This is a genomic window from Pasteurella oralis (genome assembly GCF_002850605.1).
Classification (GTDB): domain Bacteria; phylum Pseudomonadota; class Gammaproteobacteria; order Enterobacterales; family Pasteurellaceae; genus Pasteurella; species Pasteurella oralis.
This window is the reverse complement of record NZ_NXGB01000007.1, coordinates 57,056-71,576: the sequence shown is the minus strand read 5'-3', so window position 1 is coordinate 71,576 and position 14,521 is coordinate 57,056. Positions and strand designations below refer to the sequence as shown.

At 36.2% G+C, this 14,521-nt stretch carries 19 protein-coding genes and 3 tRNA genes; 1 reads left to right on the top strand and 21 read right to left on the bottom strand.

Annotated elements, in window-relative coordinates:
- Positions 1-67 precede the first annotated feature (67 nt).
- The 17 genes from C0975_RS09260 to C0975_RS09180 form a co-directional block, all read right to left on the bottom strand.
- On the bottom strand, positions 68-358 hold the full coding sequence (locus C0975_RS09260; protein ID WP_101776097.1) for a DUF5374 domain-containing protein: 291 nt from the start codon (positions 356-358) through the stop codon (positions 68-70).
- On the bottom strand, positions 339-1,004 hold the full coding sequence (locus C0975_RS09255; protein WP_101776095.1) for a DUF2572 family protein: 666 nt from the start codon (positions 1,002-1,004) through the stop codon (positions 339-341). The genes C0975_RS09260 and C0975_RS09255 overlap by 20 nt, the downstream gene beginning before the upstream one ends.
- A complete protein-coding gene (locus C0975_RS09250; RefSeq protein ID WP_101776094.1) occupies positions 1,001-1,708 on the bottom strand; it encodes a PulJ/GspJ family protein in 708 nt (235 codons plus the stop codon). Before C0975_RS09250 ends, C0975_RS09255 begins: the two co-directional genes overlap by 4 nt.
- A gap of 4 nt (positions 1,709-1,712) precedes the next feature.
- On the bottom strand, positions 1,713-2,237 hold the full coding sequence (locus C0975_RS09245) for a prepilin-type N-terminal cleavage/methylation domain-containing protein (protein WP_101776093.1): 525 nt from the start codon (positions 2,235-2,237) through the stop codon (positions 1,713-1,715).
- Between the two features lie 181 nt (positions 2,238-2,418).
- Positions 2,419-2,494: transfer RNA gene (locus C0975_RS09240), tRNA-Lys, on the bottom strand.
- 41 nt (positions 2,495-2,535) lie between these two features.
- Positions 2,536-2,611: transfer RNA gene (locus C0975_RS09235), tRNA-Lys, on the bottom strand.
- Between the two features lie 41 nt (positions 2,612-2,652).
- Positions 2,653-2,728: transfer RNA gene (locus C0975_RS09230), tRNA-Lys, on the bottom strand.
- 318 nt (positions 2,729-3,046) lie between these two features.
- Positions 3,047-3,499, bottom strand: coding sequence for a peptidoglycan-associated lipoprotein Pal (gene pal, locus C0975_RS09225; RefSeq protein WP_101776092.1), 453 nt, complete (start codon positions 3,497-3,499; stop codon positions 3,047-3,049).
- A 20-nt stretch (positions 3,500-3,519) separates the two neighbouring features.
- Positions 3,520-4,815 (bottom strand): Tol-Pal system beta propeller repeat protein TolB, encoded by a 1,296-nt coding sequence (gene tolB / locus C0975_RS09220; RefSeq protein WP_101776090.1) that lies wholly within the window; start codon positions 4,813-4,815, stop codon positions 3,520-3,522.
- A 43-nt stretch (positions 4,816-4,858) separates the two neighbouring features.
- The gene (tolA, locus tag C0975_RS09215) at positions 4,859-5,983 is read right to left on the bottom strand and encodes a cell envelope integrity protein TolA (protein WP_101776089.1); all 1,125 of its coding nucleotides are present in this window, start codon (positions 5,981-5,983) and stop codon (positions 4,859-4,861) included.
- A gap of 13 nt (positions 5,984-5,996) precedes the next feature.
- Complete coding sequence (gene tolR / locus C0975_RS09210; RefSeq protein WP_101776088.1) at positions 5,997-6,419, bottom strand: colicin uptake protein TolR; 423 nt, start codon at positions 6,417-6,419, stop codon at positions 5,997-5,999.
- 79 nt (positions 6,420-6,498) lie between these two features.
- Positions 6,499-7,188, bottom strand: coding sequence for a protein TolQ (tolQ, locus tag C0975_RS09205; protein ID WP_101776087.1), 690 nt, complete (start codon positions 7,186-7,188; stop codon positions 6,499-6,501).
- Between the two features lie 25 nt (positions 7,189-7,213).
- The gene (ybgC, locus tag C0975_RS09200) at positions 7,214-7,618 is read right to left on the bottom strand and encodes a tol-pal system-associated acyl-CoA thioesterase (protein ID WP_101776086.1); all 405 of its coding nucleotides are present in this window, start codon (positions 7,616-7,618) and stop codon (positions 7,214-7,216) included.
- Between the two features lie 133 nt (positions 7,619-7,751).
- Positions 7,752-8,039 carry a cyd operon protein YbgE gene (ybgE, locus tag C0975_RS09195; protein WP_101776085.1) on the bottom strand — a complete coding sequence of 96 codons (288 nt, stop codon included), beginning with the start codon at positions 8,037-8,039 and terminating at the stop codon, positions 7,752-7,754.
- A 5-nt stretch (positions 8,040-8,044) separates the two neighbouring features.
- Positions 8,045-8,143, bottom strand: a complete 99-nt coding sequence (locus C0975_RS09190) for a cytochrome bd oxidase small subunit, CydX/CbdX family (RefSeq protein ID WP_101776084.1) — start codon at positions 8,141-8,143, stop codon at positions 8,045-8,047.
- 11 nt (positions 8,144-8,154) lie between these two features.
- The gene (cydB, locus tag C0975_RS09185) at positions 8,155-9,291 is read right to left on the bottom strand and encodes a cytochrome d ubiquinol oxidase subunit II (RefSeq protein ID WP_101776083.1); all 1,137 of its coding nucleotides are present in this window, start codon (positions 9,289-9,291) and stop codon (positions 8,155-8,157) included.
- Positions 9,292-9,305: 14 nt separating this feature from the next.
- Positions 9,306-10,868 carry a cytochrome ubiquinol oxidase subunit I gene (locus C0975_RS09180; RefSeq protein ID WP_101776082.1) on the bottom strand — a complete coding sequence of 521 codons (1,563 nt, stop codon included), beginning with the start codon at positions 10,866-10,868 and terminating at the stop codon, positions 9,306-9,308.
- Between the two features lie 458 nt (positions 10,869-11,326).
- Between C0975_RS09180 and C0975_RS09175 the strand changes: the two genes are divergently transcribed.
- On the top strand, positions 11,327-11,656 hold the full coding sequence (locus tag C0975_RS09175; protein ID WP_101776081.1) for a DUF5339 domain-containing protein: 330 nt from the start codon (positions 11,327-11,329) through the stop codon (positions 11,654-11,656).
- Positions 11,657-11,710: 54 nt separating this feature from the next.
- On the opposite strand, the gene ruvB is transcribed toward C0975_RS09175, so the two are convergent.
- The 4 genes from ruvB to C0975_RS09155 form a co-directional block, all read right to left on the bottom strand.
- On the bottom strand, positions 11,711-12,718 hold the full coding sequence (gene ruvB, locus C0975_RS09170) for a Holliday junction branch migration DNA helicase RuvB (RefSeq protein WP_101776080.1): 1,008 nt from the start codon (positions 12,716-12,718) through the stop codon (positions 11,711-11,713).
- 18 nt (positions 12,719-12,736) lie between these two features.
- Positions 12,737-13,351, bottom strand: a complete 615-nt coding sequence (gene ruvA / locus C0975_RS09165; RefSeq protein WP_101776079.1) for a Holliday junction branch migration protein RuvA — start codon at positions 13,349-13,351, stop codon at positions 12,737-12,739.
- 64 nt (positions 13,352-13,415) lie between these two features.
- Positions 13,416-13,988, bottom strand: coding sequence for a crossover junction endodeoxyribonuclease RuvC (gene ruvC / locus C0975_RS09160; protein ID WP_101776078.1), 573 nt, complete (start codon positions 13,986-13,988; stop codon positions 13,416-13,418).
- A 74-nt stretch (positions 13,989-14,062) separates the two neighbouring features.
- A complete protein-coding gene (locus C0975_RS09155; RefSeq protein WP_101776077.1) occupies positions 14,063-14,488 on the bottom strand; it encodes a hypothetical protein in 426 nt (141 codons plus the stop codon).
- Between the last annotated feature and the right edge of the window lie 33 nt (positions 14,489-14,521).

The window sequence follows — 14,521 nt, the reverse complement described above, 5'->3', positions numbered from 1 at the left end:
GAAACTTTATCCCATAAATTATCAATTTATGTTATTTTTCCCCAGTTTAGTTTGCATCGCAAGACTTTTACAAAGTTATTTGAACAAAAGAGGATTTGACTGTTGCTTTTTCTGATGTACATTCAATTTGAAACCGGATGTTATTTTGCTTGGTTTGTTTCTCACAATCTAACCCTAAAAATTGGCGCTGCTTTTGATTTTCAGCAATTTGCATAACCTGAACTGTATGATAAATCCTAATCGCATTCTGGCGTTGTATGGCTAACCATTGATTAACTGAGAGGAAAAGTCCACTAAAAACGCCTAAAGTCAATAATAATGATAAAAGGCTCATGCCTTTATAATGATTTAAAATCATGCCAACTATTCTCTACTAAGCGCCAACGACTCAATTGAGTCTGCCAATATTCTACAGTTGCTTTTCGATAACTAACTTGCACGCTTTGATCTAATATCAACTTTCCCGCAGTAATCACCGTACCTGTAATTTTTCCCTTACCTTTGATATGTAAATCACCTTCAGCAATAACAACCGCATTCTTGTTCCCTGCTAATACCCACTCATTTTGTTGCGCGGTAAACCAATAAAATTGAGGCGTTCTCAATTCATTAACCGAAAAATCAGCACGGAAAATCGGTATATTTTCACGTTGAATAAAGCGATCAAATTGCTGTTCATTTAGCGCTGAATGAGGTACAGCTTTGAATAAAGATATACGAGAACACCAAACATATTGTGCATATTCATCTTGTGGATAAGTATCAGTAAAATCTAATTTATGCGCATTGTTATCTAAAGTTAATGGTAAGTTTTCACATAATTCATGTTTTTGGCGATAACTTTGTACCTGTAACCTTAAGCTTTGTGTAAGATAGTGCTTATATTGATACACTTGTTCTGAATATAGATGCAATACATCTTCATTAGACAGTAAAAAAACGATTAATATACCACTTAACAATAGCAATACTGTTAATGTCACAATACCGGCTTGCGTTTTCATAATGAACGAGTATTTAATAAAGGAATGACAGCAGATGTTTCATAAAAAATTGTTGGTTGAGATTGCATATATCCAGCTAAATACATTTCTATACCTCGTTTATTAGCTACCCAATGAAAACGTAAATGACGAATAACATATTCTTTCTTATCTAATAAATCGACCCAACCACCACTAGTACAAGCACTTTTTTGTAAAAAAGTCTGACATTCTTCTAATTTACAATGAGAATTAACCGCACTTTTATACGTAAGACGAGTTTCAATCATGCCCTGATTTAAGCGATACCCAAATAATTCTCGTTCAACATGTGTAGTATTATTATGCTCACCTACTACACAGCTTTTACCTTTAAATTTCTCTCCTAAACAACCATTTGTATCCAAATCATAGAAAAACAACACGCAATCTTGTTCATTTTGCTCATTTATCGAAAATAACTGCAAACTGCTATGCGCTTGTTCAAATAATGAAAAATTTGTTTGTTGTGTTTTAGCAGAAAAAGCACGAAACCCCGCTCGCCTGATATCCTTAGCAATTAACCTAATCACACGTTGTAACTCAGATTGAAGTTGTAAATGTAGAAAGAGATATTGATTTTGGCGTTGACTGTGTACATAAAAAGTCACAAACACGAATAATAAAAATGAGGAAAGTGATAAAGATAAAAGCAAACTCAGCAATGTTTGACCACGATATAACATCTCACTAAACCTCTTTATTTTCACAAGCACTGAATGATTTATGCCTTTTTAATTTAATGCTACCTACATTAAACAAAGAAAAAACGGCTCTTTGATTGCCTAACTGCAAAATAAAACAAGCAGTTTCCAATGTATCTCGAATACCACTCAAACGGCTTATTTCTCTCGGATAATAAAATTTACTAATTAACATAGTTTGATGGGAAAATTGAGGATAATAAAACAATACCGTTGTATCTTGAGAACAAGAATTCGGATTTAAACAGTCACAAACATTATCTACTTTTCTTTGCGCAGTTAAACACCAACGTTTTTGAACTAAATCACGGTTAGCGATCAAGAGCCATATCTCTTGTGAATTAGCTACTCGCATCTGTACTCGGCGTAAAAAGAGCTGTAATTTACTCAATTCCTGATTAAAATGTTGCTGTTCACGTAAATTTTGCCAACTAGGCAGAGTAATAACGAAAACACAACTTAGTAAAAGCAAAACTATTAACATTTCCAATAAAGTAAATCCGTTTTTCATACTTCCTCTTTTTGTAATGCACTTTACACTTGTTCCTACTTGTTACCAAAAAGCAAGAAACAATATTGGAATGTAGATCGCAAAAATAAATTTGGATAGTAAAAAAAGAGAAATGCTGTAATAAACAAATAATAATTTAAATAAAAAATATAAAAGCGAGTGAATTATCTGTGAATTTAAGTGGTGGGTCGTGAAGGATTCGAACCTTCGACCAACGGATTAAAAGTCCGCTGCTCTACCGACTGAGCTAACGACCCATTTGCATTTTACTGCGAAGGATTTATGATTAAATTTCAAGTGGTGGGTCGTGAAGGATTCGAACCTTCGACCAACGGATTAAAAGTCCGCTGCTCTACCGACTGAGCTAACGACCCATTTGCATCTTACTGCGAGGGATTTGTTACTAAATTTTAAATGGTGGGTCGTGAAGGATTCGAACCTTCGACCAACGGATTAAAAGTCCGCTGCTCTACCGACTGAGCTAACGACCCACTTACATATTACTGCGTAACGGAGGCTTATAATACTGATTTTATTTTAAGAATCAATAAAAATTTTTATTTTTTTATTCGTTTGTGCGAATAACCAACAAAAAATAAGATTTTAACTTAATTGTATAGATGATGAAACAACTCAACTAACTATCTATGCAAATTGACTCATCGTTTTCTCTATATTGGTATATGGATAAGTGTTTTTTTAGGTAAAGCTTTAAAAATTGATAACTATCTTCATAAAAAGGCCTCTTTTAGTTAATAATAAAAATAGGGGCTTAAACCAGCCCCTATTTTATAAACTAGAATAGCAGATTAGTATGCTAACACTGCACGACGGTTTTTAGAGTATGCTGCTTCATCGTGACCTAACACTGCTGGTTTTTCTTCACCGTAAGATACTGTTGAAACTTGACCAGCTTGAACACCTTTAGCTGATAAATAGCTTTGTACTGCATCTGCACGACGTTGACCTAATGCAATGTTATACTCTGGTGTACCACGCTCATCAGTGTTACCCTCAACAACTACTTTAGTTGTAGGCATTGCATTTAAGAATGCTGCATGCGCATCTAAGATTTGAACGTACTCACCTTCGATATTGTATTTATCAAAACCGAAGTAAACTGTGTTGTAACGTTGTTGTAAATCTTGTACTGAATAGCCGCCGAACATTTGACCAACGCTTTCATCTTTTTTAGATGAACCACAAGCAGCTAATACAGCAACAGAACCAGCAACTAATAATACTTTAGTTAATTTTTTCATTGTTTTCTCCTTAGAGTTTTTTATTTAGTTAAATATGGTGACCAAGCAGGGAATTTAACTTGTCCATCATTTCCTGGTAACCGTGCTTTGAAACGACCGTCAGCGGATACCAATTGTAGCACTTTTCCTAGCCCTTGGGTAGAACTGTAAATGATCATGATCCCATTTGGTGAAATACTTGGACTTTCATCTAAGAAAGTGGAACTTAGTACTTCAGTCGAACCAGAAGCTAAATCCTTTTTCACAATATTATCACCACTAATCATAACCATAGCACTACCATCAGCAGTAATTTGCCCACTATAACTGCGACCACCTGAACTTACTAATGATATGCCACCACCAGTAGCACTCATTTGATAAACTTGCGGTGAACCACTTCTATCAGATGTAAACAGAATTGTTTGTCCATCAGGTGACCAAGATGGTTCAGTATTATTCCCAGAACCTCTAGTCAACTGTGAAACCTGTCCACTACCTAAATTCATTACATAAATATTTAAGACCCCATCTTGCGATGATGCAAAAGCTAATCTTGAACCATCTGGTGAGAATGCAGGCGCTCCATTATGACCTTTAAAAGAAACCACAACTTTACGCGCACCTGAGCCTAAATCCTGTACAACTAATTGTGATTTACGATTTTCAAAAGATACATAAGCCAATTTTTTACCATCATGTGACCATGCTGGTGACATTAAAGGTTGTGAACTGCGATTGACAACAAATTGATTGAAACCATCATAATCAGATACTCGCACTTCATAAGGTTGAAAGCCTCCATGTTTTTGGACAATATAAGCAATACGCGTTCTAAAGGCACCTTTGATACCAGTGAGTTTCTCAAATACTTCATCACTTACTGTATGTGCACCATAACGTAACCATTTGGTAGTTACTGTATATTGATTTTGGCTTAATACTGTACCAACTGTTCCTGTTGCACCAATTGTATCGACCAGTTGATAAGCAATATTAAAACTGCCATTTGCTGGCGTTATATGCCCAACAACAACAGCATCAATACCTAATGATGCCCAGGCTTCAGGATTAACCTCTGATACAGAAGTTGGCTGCTGCGGCATTCTATTGATAGCAATTGGATTAAATTTACCACTATTACGTAAATCAGCCGCAATAATATCCGCAATATCTGCTGGAGCAGAACCAGGACCATTCCATTTAAATGGCACTACTGCAATTGGTCTAGCGCTATCCACCCCTTCATCAATCACAATACGTACTTCAGCTTGTGCTACATTACTTATTATGCCTAACGAAAGGAAAAATAAGAAAAAACGCATTATTAATTTCATAAAATCACCTGTATTAATCACTAATTAGACTAAAATACCCAACTTATCTTAATTTAAAATCAACTGGTACTTTTTTATACTTATTATAAATTTCATCTGTCGGTGCGGGTGGTACTTTCTTGGTTCTAGCAACCGCACTTAGTGCGGCATTACAAATATCATCTGGTCCTGAAACACGTTGATAACTCGCAATGGTACCATCACGTAAAAATTCCACCTCAACAACACAAACTTTATTCGCAAAACTTGGCTCTTTTAAGAAACGACGTTGAATTTCCTTCTTGATGACACCTGCATACTGATCACCAGTTTTACCACCATCACCAGCGCCTTTTGCAGCTCCACTACCTTGTGAACCTTGGCGATTTGTATTACTTCCAACACTTGCCGAACCACCACCAATATCACCACCATTTAAAAAATCATCTAAAGCAGCCTGTTCAGCTTTGCGCTGTGCTTCAGCTTTCGCCTTAGCTTTTTCTGCTTTTGCTTTAGCTTCTGCTTCCGCCTTAGCCTTTTCTACTTTCGCTTTAGCCTCTGCTTCAGCTTTGGCTCTCTCTGCTTTCGCTTTTTCTTCTCTTGCTTTAGCCTCTGCTTCAGCTTTAGCTTTTTCTATTTCTTCTGCTTGTTTCGCTAATGCAGCTAAGCGCTTAGCTTCCGCTTCTGCTTTTAGTTTTGCAGCCTCAGCAGCTTCTTTAGCTTTGGCTTCTAATTCACGTTGTTTTTCTAATGCTTCCTGCTTAGCTTTTTCCTCTGCTTTTTTTTGTTCTGCTAACTGTTTTAATCGCTCTGCTTCCTTTTGTTTTTCTAATTCTAGTTGTTTTTCTAGCTGTTTCTGTTTTTCAAGCTCTTTCTGGCGTTCAATTTCTTTTTGTTTCTCAATCTCTTGCTGATGTAATTTTTCTTTTTGATCATCAATCAAGTCATCTTGCTGTTTCTGTTGATCTATTTGCCCTTTCTTTTGTTGTTGAATCCTTCCCCATTCTTGTGTAGCAGATCCTGTATCGACCATCACAACATCAATGATCTCACCATCACCTTCACCGCCTCCCATAATTTCTATTTTGTGATAGAGCGAGCCTAACACTAACAAACCAAACAAGATAACATGCAAAATGATCGAGATCATAACTGCACTAATATCTGTATTTTGCCGCTTCATTTGCACAATATTACCTATATTAAATTGGGTTTGTCATCAATCCAACAGACTTAATGCCCGCAAGATGAAGTAAATTCAACGCTTTAATGACTTCTTCGTAAGGTACATCTTTCGCACCTCCTACAAGAAATAACGTATTACTGTCTTTTTCAAACTCTTGCTTTGATAACTGGGTCACCATTTCCTCAGTCAAGCTTTCAAGACGTTCAGTACCAATCGACAAGGTATATTGTCCCACACCAGACACTTCCAAAATCACAGGCACTTTATCTTCATTAGCAACCTCTTGGCTTTGAACAGAATCAGGTAGCTCTACTTGTACACTTTGACTAATAATCGGTGCAGTTGCCATAAAAATAAGCAAAAGTACCAATAGTACATCTAAAAAAGGAACAATATTAATTTCAGATTTAACATCTCTGCGTTTACGGCGATAAGACATCGATACCCCTAAAACTTTTTGAAAATTGACCGCACTTTACAGTAAATATCAAAGTGCGGTCTAAAAGTTGATAATTTAATTAATGTGTACCATTCTTACCAAAAGCTTGGCGGTGCAGAATAGTTGTAAACTCATCAATAAAATTGCCATAATTCTGTTCTAATTTACTCACACGTAAACTCAAACGGTTATAAGCCATTACCGCTGGAATTGCTGCAAATAAACCAATGGCAGTTGCAATCAATGCTTCAGCAATACCTGGGGCAACCATCTGTAAAGTAGCTTGTTTAGCACCACTTAATGCCATAAATGCATGCATAATTCCCCATACTGTACCAAATAAACCAATATATGGACTAATTGATGCAACTGTAGCTAAGAATGGAACGCGTGTTTCCAGTTCTTCTACTTCACGATTCATTGCAAGATTCATGGCACGTGAGCTACCTTGAATAATAGCTTCTGGCGCATTCGGATTAGCTTGTTTTAAACGTGAAAACTCTTTGAAACCAACATAAAAAATTTGTTCACTACCACTAAGTCCATCGCGGCGATTCTCTAAACCATCAAACAAGCGATTCAGATCTTCACCTGACCAAAAACGATCTTCAAACGCAGCAGAATCTTTCAGAGCTTTCGTTAAAATGCGACTACGTTGAATAATAATCGCCCACGACATGATGGAAAAAATAATTAAAATTACAATAACAAGTTGAACAACGATGCTCGCTTTTAGAAATAATTCTAAAAAGTTCAAATCTGCAGTCATCACATACTCCAAGAAGGTTTTATAGCTAACTCACCAAGGCTGTTTTCACTGCTACTGGAATAGCCACTGGTTTCATTTTTCCAAGATCAACACAGGCTACTTTTACAGTAGCCTCGCATAAAATCAGTTCATTTTTCTTTAATTTTTGAGTAAAGAAGATAGAAGCTCCTTTTACTCCCGTCATTACTGTTTCTACTATTAACAAATCATCTAATTTTGCAGGAAAACAATAATCAATATTCATTGTTTTGACAACAAAAGCAAGCTGTCGTTCATTTAATAAAGTCTGCTGAGAAAAATTTAAATTACGTAAATACTCTGTTCTTGCTCGCTCAAAGAAATGTAAATAACGAGCATGATACACAACACCACCTGCATCAGTATCTTCATAATAGACGCGAATAGGAAAATTAAATACGTTTTCTAGCATAATTGCTATTCCTTTCGGTTATAAAAATCTGGTCATCACAAATCGGTGGCGTATTTTAGAGCTTGTATGAATAATAAGCAAGTCCCCAAAGCCATTATCATAGGATATTTTGTTTTAGGGACAAGTAATTCAATTACATTAACCAAGTAACACAAAATGCAAGAATCGTTGCAATATAGCCTAATAATGGCGAAAAAACTAGCTGCCAAATAGTTGAACGAATTTCAAAGCCAATGCCATGAATCCAAACAATCCCTGTTCCCCATATACTCAATAATACTAAAGTAATTGGAGCACTACGTAAATTAGTTGAGAAATCGTGAATATTCAAGAAAAAGCATAGCGTAATCGAAATGGCAAGTATAAATGAAAGGGTTCTTAACGAACCCTTATTAAAGATTTGATATAGTGAACTAATCATTGAGATTACTCATCAAATTTGCCTGTTTTTTCAATACTGATAGTAATCATTGCAGCTAACATTACTGCTAACAAAATACCCAATACCCAAATGACATAAAACATGATATTTCTCCTTAGTATAATGAGTTTTTGTTTTGCTCGATAAATTCACTATCAAGTCGACCAAACATTTTCCAATATGCCCAAATTGTGTATGCAAGTAAGATAACAACAAACACAAGAGCAAAGCCTAACATTAATGTCAATGTCAATTTACTTGATGTTGAATCCCACATTAACAAACTTAACTCTGGATGAGTGATTGATGGCATTACGAATGGGAACATTGCAATTCCTGCAGTTAAAATAATACCAGCCATTGTTAATGATGAGAACAAGAATGCAAAACCAGAACGATTCGCTTTAGACGCTAAGATATTCAATAATGCTCCGCCAACAGCAAGTAATGGGAAAATCCATAAAAGAGGCATCTCTTTATAGTTATTGAACCAAGCACCAGTTTCAATCACAACGGTTTTGCCAAATGGTGTTGATTGTGCATGATGATCAATCACAGAAGTCACCACAAAACCATCTTTGAAATATAACCATACACCAGCAAGTACAAAAGTGATTAAAGTTGCAAATGCACCTACTTGTGTAATCATACGAGCACGTTCACGTAATTCACTGGTTGTTTTCATTTGTAACCATGCACTACCTTGCGTTGTTAGCATAGCCAAGCTGACTAAGCCGCATAGTAATGCAAATGGATTTAACAATGCGAAGAATGACCCCGTATATTTCACTTGTAATAATTCATTAAACTCAAATGGCACACCTTGTAATAAGTTACCGAATGCAACACCAAATACTAATGAAGGAACAAAACCACCAATAAATAGTCCCCAGTCCCACAAGGTACGCCATGTTGGATTATCAATTTTAGCGCGATACTCTAAACCCACTGGGCGGAAGAATAACGCTGCTAGCACCAAAATCATAGCGATATAGAAACCAGAAAATGACGTTGCATAAACAATTGGCCATGCGGCAAACATTGCACCACCCGCAGTTAATAACCAAACTTGGTTACCATCCCAGTGCGGCGCAATTGAGTTAATCATAATGCGTTTTTCAACTTCTTTTTTACCCGCAAAAGGCAACAAGTTGAGCACTCCCATGTCAAAACCGTCAGTTACTGCAAAACCGATAAGCAATACACCGATCAAGATCCACCAAACAAAACGTAGAATTTCATAATCAATCATAATCAGGCTCCTGCTTATTTAGATGACTGTTCAAAATAGTAGCGACCAGTTTTTAATGAACTTGGACCTAATCTACCGTATTTAAACATTAAATACATTTCTGCAACAAGGAATAAGGTATAAAGTGCACAGATTAAACCGATAGATAACCATAGATCACCTGTAGTTAGATCAGAGGCTGCTACACCAACTGGTAACACTTCATAAATCGCCCAAGGTTGACGACCATATTCTGCTAAGAACCAACCGCTCTCAATTGCAATCCATGGTAATGGTATACTCCATAAAAGTGCTTTTAAGAACCAAGGTTTTGTTCCTACTGTTTTACGTACATTTTGAACAAATGCGCCGACAAGAAGAAGCAATAGTAATCCACCTGCTGCCATCATCACACGGAAAGACCAGAATGTTGGACCAACATTTGGAATTGTATCTGCTGCTGCTTGCTTAATTTGTTCTTCGGTTGCATCAACAATTTTGTCAGTATAACGTTTTAATAATAAACCAAAACCAAGATCTTTTGAGATTGTGCTAAATTGTGCTTTTGTTTCTTCACTTACTTGACCTGCTTTTTTCTGTGCTTGTAATTGTTGTAACAAGTTATAAGCTTGCATACCATTACGTACGCGCTCTACATTCAATGCTTCTAAATCTGCAAGACCTGCAAATTGCTTGTCTAAAGAACGTGTTACAATAATTCCTGCAGCATAAGGAATTTGGATAGCAAAATCATTACGTTTTTCTGCTTGATTTGGCATCACAATCATATTCCAAGCAGCTGGTGCAGGTTGTGTATGCCACTCACCTTCCATTGCAGCTAATTTTACTGGTTGAGTTTGACCAATTTCATAACCAGATTCATCCCCCATAATTAATACAGAAATCACTGAAATAAAACCAAATGTCGCAGCAACTGAGAATGAACGTTTAGCAAAGCCTAAATCACGACCTTTCAAAATGTAATATGCGCTAATGCCTAAAATGAACATTGCACCACTTACATAGCCAGCCGATAATGTATGTAAGAATTTACTTTGCGCAACTGGATTTAACCATAAATCCATAAAGCTGGTCATTTCCATTCGCATTGTTTCAAAATTAAATTCTGAAGCGACCGGATATTGCATCCAACCATTTGCAACTAAAATCCACATTGCTGATAAGTTCGAACCAAAAGCAACACAATATGTTGCTAATAAGTGCTTAGCTTTTGATAATCTATCCCATCCAAAGAAGAATAAACCAACAAATGTTGATTCTAGGAAGAATGCTAATAATGCTTCAATAGCAAGAGGCGCACCAAAAATATCGCCCACATAATGAGAATAATATGACCAGTTAGTACCGAACTGGAATTCCATTGTAATACCAGTTGTTACACCGAGAGCAAAGTTAATACCAAATAACTTACCCCAAAATTTAGTCATATCTTTATAAACTTCTTTGCCTGTGGCTACATAGAGCGTTTCCATAATCACAAGGATAAAAGATAATCCAAGTGTTAATGGCACAAACAAAAAGTGATATAACGCAGTTAATGCAAACTGCAATCGAGAGAGTTCAACAACGTCCAACATCTCAGCTCCTTGTAAATGCTACAAGACCTCACAATATGATTACAGAGTAATCACCCCAATACTTAAAGAAATTCCCTAAGTAGACCTCTTGAATTACCTTCACAATCATTACTATAAAACAAAAATATGACATAATTTTTACAGACGATAGTGCATCATTATATAGGTAACCCAACTTCGGTATCTATTCTACTACTAAATATAAGGATAAAAAATACAAAAAAATGTCACATTGATCACATTTTTATACTTAAATCAAAAACAACACAGAATAAGCAGAACTCTATTGATTGATACAGGTCAAATTATAAATTTTATTAACATTTTAGCAACGATTAGTGAGGGAAAAATCACAGTTTGGATAAAAAAACAACAAAAGGCTAGACATCTATTATAGATTTTGCTACTTTGTCAAATACTTTAATTGTCTTAGAACAAAGGAATTCAAAGGAATTACAATGAAACGAAATTTTCGCTTAATTTTGACCGCACTTTTTGCGGCTACCGCGTTGATTGCATCCCCTTCTTATGCGACGGCAAAAACAGAAGAAATTAAAACAAATACCAATGCCGCAGTACCACAACAATGTGAAAAACTTTTCAAGGAAACTGAAAATCTTATTGCTGAAGCAGAAAAGCAACCAGGTACACATACACAAGTAGGTAAAATCAAAAGTAAATTAAATCAAAGTAAACAACAAATTCTTGAAATGGAATTAGCTACTCAAATTAAAAGTTGTGACTTTGCTTTAGCAAAATTAAATCATTTAAAACAGCAAGAGAACTAAAATAAAAAAGCTTATTAATTTTTGATTAATAAGCTTTTTTTCCACAAATCTTCCCTAGCCAACTATCTTTTCTAATCCAAAATGTAGATAAGTTCGAGATGTCGCCATACGTCCTCTTGGTGTCCGTTGTAAAAAGCCCTGCTGAATTAGATAAGGCTCTAATACATCTTCGATAGTATCCCGTTCTTCACCAATAGCTGCAGCAAGATTATCTAATCCAACTGGTCCACCATCAAATCGCTCAATCACGGCATGCAATAGTTTACGATCTAGATAGTCAAAACCTGCATCATCCACATCCAACATTAATAACGCAGCTTTAGCAACATCTTCTGAAATTGTGCCACCGTTACGTACATCAGCAAAATCACGTACTCGTCTTAATAAACGATTAGCAATACGCGGCGTACCACGAGAACGACGAGCAATTTCATAAGAGGCATTAGCTGCGATATCTAAGTTCAAACAATGCGCACTACGTGCAACAATTGAAGTTAAATCTTCTACTGAATAAAATTCTAAGCGTTGTACTATGCCAAAACGATCTCGCAATGGCGAAGTTAATGAGCCAGCCCTTGTTGTTGCCCCAATTAATGTAAATGGCGGAAGATCTAACTTGATTGAACGTGCAGCAGGTCCTTCACCAATCATAATATCTAATTGATAATCCTCCATTGCAGGATAAAGTACTTCTTCTATTGCTGGAGACAAACGATGAATTTCATCTATAAATAATACATCATGCGGCTCTAAATTCGTTAACATTGCCGCCAAATCTCCTGCCTTCTCTAATACTGGTCCAGAGGTTGTTCTAATATTAACGCCCATTTCATTAGCAACAATATTAGCAAGAGTCGTTTTTCCTAATCCTGGCGGACCAAAAATCAATAAATGATCAAGCGCGTCTTGACGCAATTTTGCAGCTTGAATAAAAATATCCATCTGCTCACATACCTGTGGTTGTCCAACATAGTCGTTTAATAATTTTGGACGAATAGCTCGATCGATATATTCTTCGTCTAATTTCGCGGTTGTACTAATAATGCGGTCTGCTTCAATCATAGTTATATCAAATTAATATTATAATGAAGCTTTTAACGCTTCACGGATGAGCTGTTCACTAGATAGCTCTGGCTTATTCACTTTCTTCACCATTTTTTCTGCTTCTGAAGCTTTATAACCTAAAGCAATTAATGCAGAAACAGCTTCATTACTTGGTTCTTCACCTTGATGGTTCTCATTCTCAAGCCTTGGGAGATGCTTACTTTCAACAAAGAAGTGACTTTGTTGAATATCTTTAAACTTCCCTTTTAATTCAACCAACAAACGCTCTGCTGTTTTTTTGCCAACACCTGGAATTTTAACCAATTTCGATAACTCTTCACGCTCAATCGCATAAGCAAACTCATTCACTGACATTGCAGATAAAATCGCTAATGCAAGTTTAGGTCCCACCCCATTGGTCTTAATTAACTCACGAAATAAAGTGCGGTCAGTTTTTTGCGAAAATCCGAACAGCAAATGAGCATCTTCACGTACAACAAGATGAGTAAATAATGCGACTTGTTGTCCTATTTCCGGCAAATTATAAAAACTGGTCATCGGCAATAACAATTCGTAGCCTATTCCCTGTACATCTAACAAAATTTCAGGTGGCTGTTTTTCGACAATGCGCCCTGTTAAATGACCAATCATAATTTCCTCATTTACATATTACACTATGTAATATAGCATAAAATAAAACTGGATGAATATCCAGTTAAATTTTTAAGCGAAATCGTCCGCGACTATATCTTGTACGTAAAAGTGCGGTCGATTTTTGCTGAGTTTGAGTAATTGGTATAGCACTTTCCACATGCAAAGAATGTTGCATCGAATGTGCATGTGTAATTGCAATAGCTAGCGCATCAGCGGCATCCACTTGTGGCTTTTCTGAGAGCATTAAAATACGCGTCACCATATCTTGTACTTGAATTTTATCTGCTGAACCGATGCCCACGACAGTTTGTTTCACTAAACGTGCTGCATATTCAAAAACAGGTAAATCTTGGTTTACGGCTGCAACAATTGCAGCACCACGTGCTTGTCCTAACTTCAATGCTGAATTAGCATTCTTAGCTAAAAAAACGTCTTCTATAGCAAACATTTCTGGTTGAAATTGAGTAATAATTTCACTTACTCCGCTATAAATACGCTTCAAACGTGTCGGTAAATCTTGCACAGAAGTACGAATTACACCACTTCCTAGATATTCTAATTGCTTTCCTGTTTGACGAATTACACCATAACCTGTCACTCGCGAGCCGGGATCAATCCCTAAAATAATTGCCATCCGATTCCCCAAAAAATAAATGGATCTACATTTTACTGTAAACCCATTCTATTTTATCTCTCTATCACTGCTACTTATTTTGCGATACGACAATTTTTCGCTAAAATTTTGTTGTTGTCAGTGAACATGACTGGTACGGTTGTCCCTACCGTCTCAGCTGCAAAGCCATAATCTAATGACCAAACTTTTTCGCCTTCAACGAAACGAAAACCATCTTGATATGAGCTATCAAGTTTCATTTCATGTCCCACAACTTTACGGTTAATACTCACTGTTGCACTGTCTGCTTTTCCGCCAACAAAAGCATAGGTTACAGAAACCACTTGATTTTTCTTGCCTCTTACATCACAAAAATATGCTGCAGTCTCAAAAGCAGGTTCAGAAGCTTTCATTTCCATCGCTTTTTTCTCTGCCATTTTCATATCTGAACTCATATTTTGAGAGCAAGCTGTTAATGCACCAACAACCATTAAGCTTGCAAAAAGTTTAGTTAATTTCATAAATTCTCCTAAAATGAATGATTGAATGCATAA

What these genes read in the sequence shown, in the direction of transcription:
- C0975_RS09260 (WP_101776097.1), bottom strand. Translation starts at nt 358, where the DNA reads ATGATTTTAAATCATTATAAAGGCATGAGCCTTTTATCATTATTATTG.
- C0975_RS09255 (WP_101776095.1), bottom strand. Translation starts at nt 1,004, where the DNA reads ATGAAAACGCAAGCCGGTATTGTGACATTAACAGTATTGCTATTGTTA.
- C0975_RS09250 (WP_101776094.1), bottom strand. Translation starts at nt 1,708, where the DNA reads ATGTTATATCGTGGTCAAACATTGCTGAGTTTGCTTTTATCTTTATCA.
- C0975_RS09245 (WP_101776093.1), bottom strand. Translation starts at nt 2,237, where the DNA reads ATGAAAAACGGATTTACTTTATTGGAAATGTTAATAGTTTTGCTTTTA.
- pal (WP_101776092.1), bottom strand. Translation starts at nt 3,499, where the DNA reads ATGAAAAAATTAACTAAAGTATTATTAGTTGCTGGTTCTGTTGCTGTA.
- tolB (WP_101776090.1), bottom strand. Translation starts at nt 4,815, where the DNA reads ATGAAATTAATAATGCGTTTTTTCTTATTTTTCCTTTCGTTAGGCATA.
- tolR (WP_101776088.1), bottom strand. Translation starts at nt 6,419, where the DNA reads ATGTCTTATCGCCGTAAACGCAGAGATGTTAAATCTGAAATTAATATT.
- tolQ (WP_101776087.1), bottom strand. Translation starts at nt 7,188, where the DNA reads ATGACTGCAGATTTGAACTTTTTAGAATTATTTCTAAAAGCGAGCATC.
- ybgC (WP_101776086.1), bottom strand. Translation starts at nt 7,618, where the DNA reads ATGCTAGAAAACGTATTTAATTTTCCTATTCGCGTCTATTATGAAGAT.
- ybgE (WP_101776085.1), bottom strand. Translation starts at nt 8,039, where the DNA reads ATGATTAGTTCACTATATCAAATCTTTAATAAGGGTTCGTTAAGAACC.
- C0975_RS09190 (WP_101776084.1), bottom strand. Translation starts at nt 8,143, where the DNA reads ATGTTTTATGTCATTTGGGTATTGGGTATTTTGTTAGCAGTAATGTTA.
- cydB (WP_101776083.1), bottom strand. Translation starts at nt 9,291, where the DNA reads ATGATTGATTATGAAATTCTACGTTTTGTTTGGTGGATCTTGATCGGT.
- C0975_RS09180 (WP_101776082.1), bottom strand. Translation starts at nt 10,868, where the DNA reads ATGTTGGACGTTGTTGAACTCTCTCGATTGCAGTTTGCATTAACTGCG.
- C0975_RS09175 (WP_101776081.1), top strand. Translation starts at nt 11,327, where the DNA reads ATGAAACGAAATTTTCGCTTAATTTTGACCGCACTTTTTGCGGCTACC.
- ruvB (WP_101776080.1), bottom strand. Translation starts at nt 12,718, where the DNA reads ATGATTGAAGCAGACCGCATTATTAGTACAACCGCGAAATTAGACGAA.
- ruvA (WP_101776079.1), bottom strand. Translation starts at nt 13,351, where the DNA reads ATGATTGGTCATTTAACAGGGCGCATTGTCGAAAAACAGCCACCTGAA.
- ruvC (WP_101776078.1), bottom strand. Translation starts at nt 13,988, where the DNA reads ATGGCAATTATTTTAGGGATTGATCCCGGCTCGCGAGTGACAGGTTAT.
- C0975_RS09155 (WP_101776077.1), bottom strand. Translation starts at nt 14,488, where the DNA reads ATGAAATTAACTAAACTTTTTGCAAGCTTAATGGTTGTTGGTGCATTA.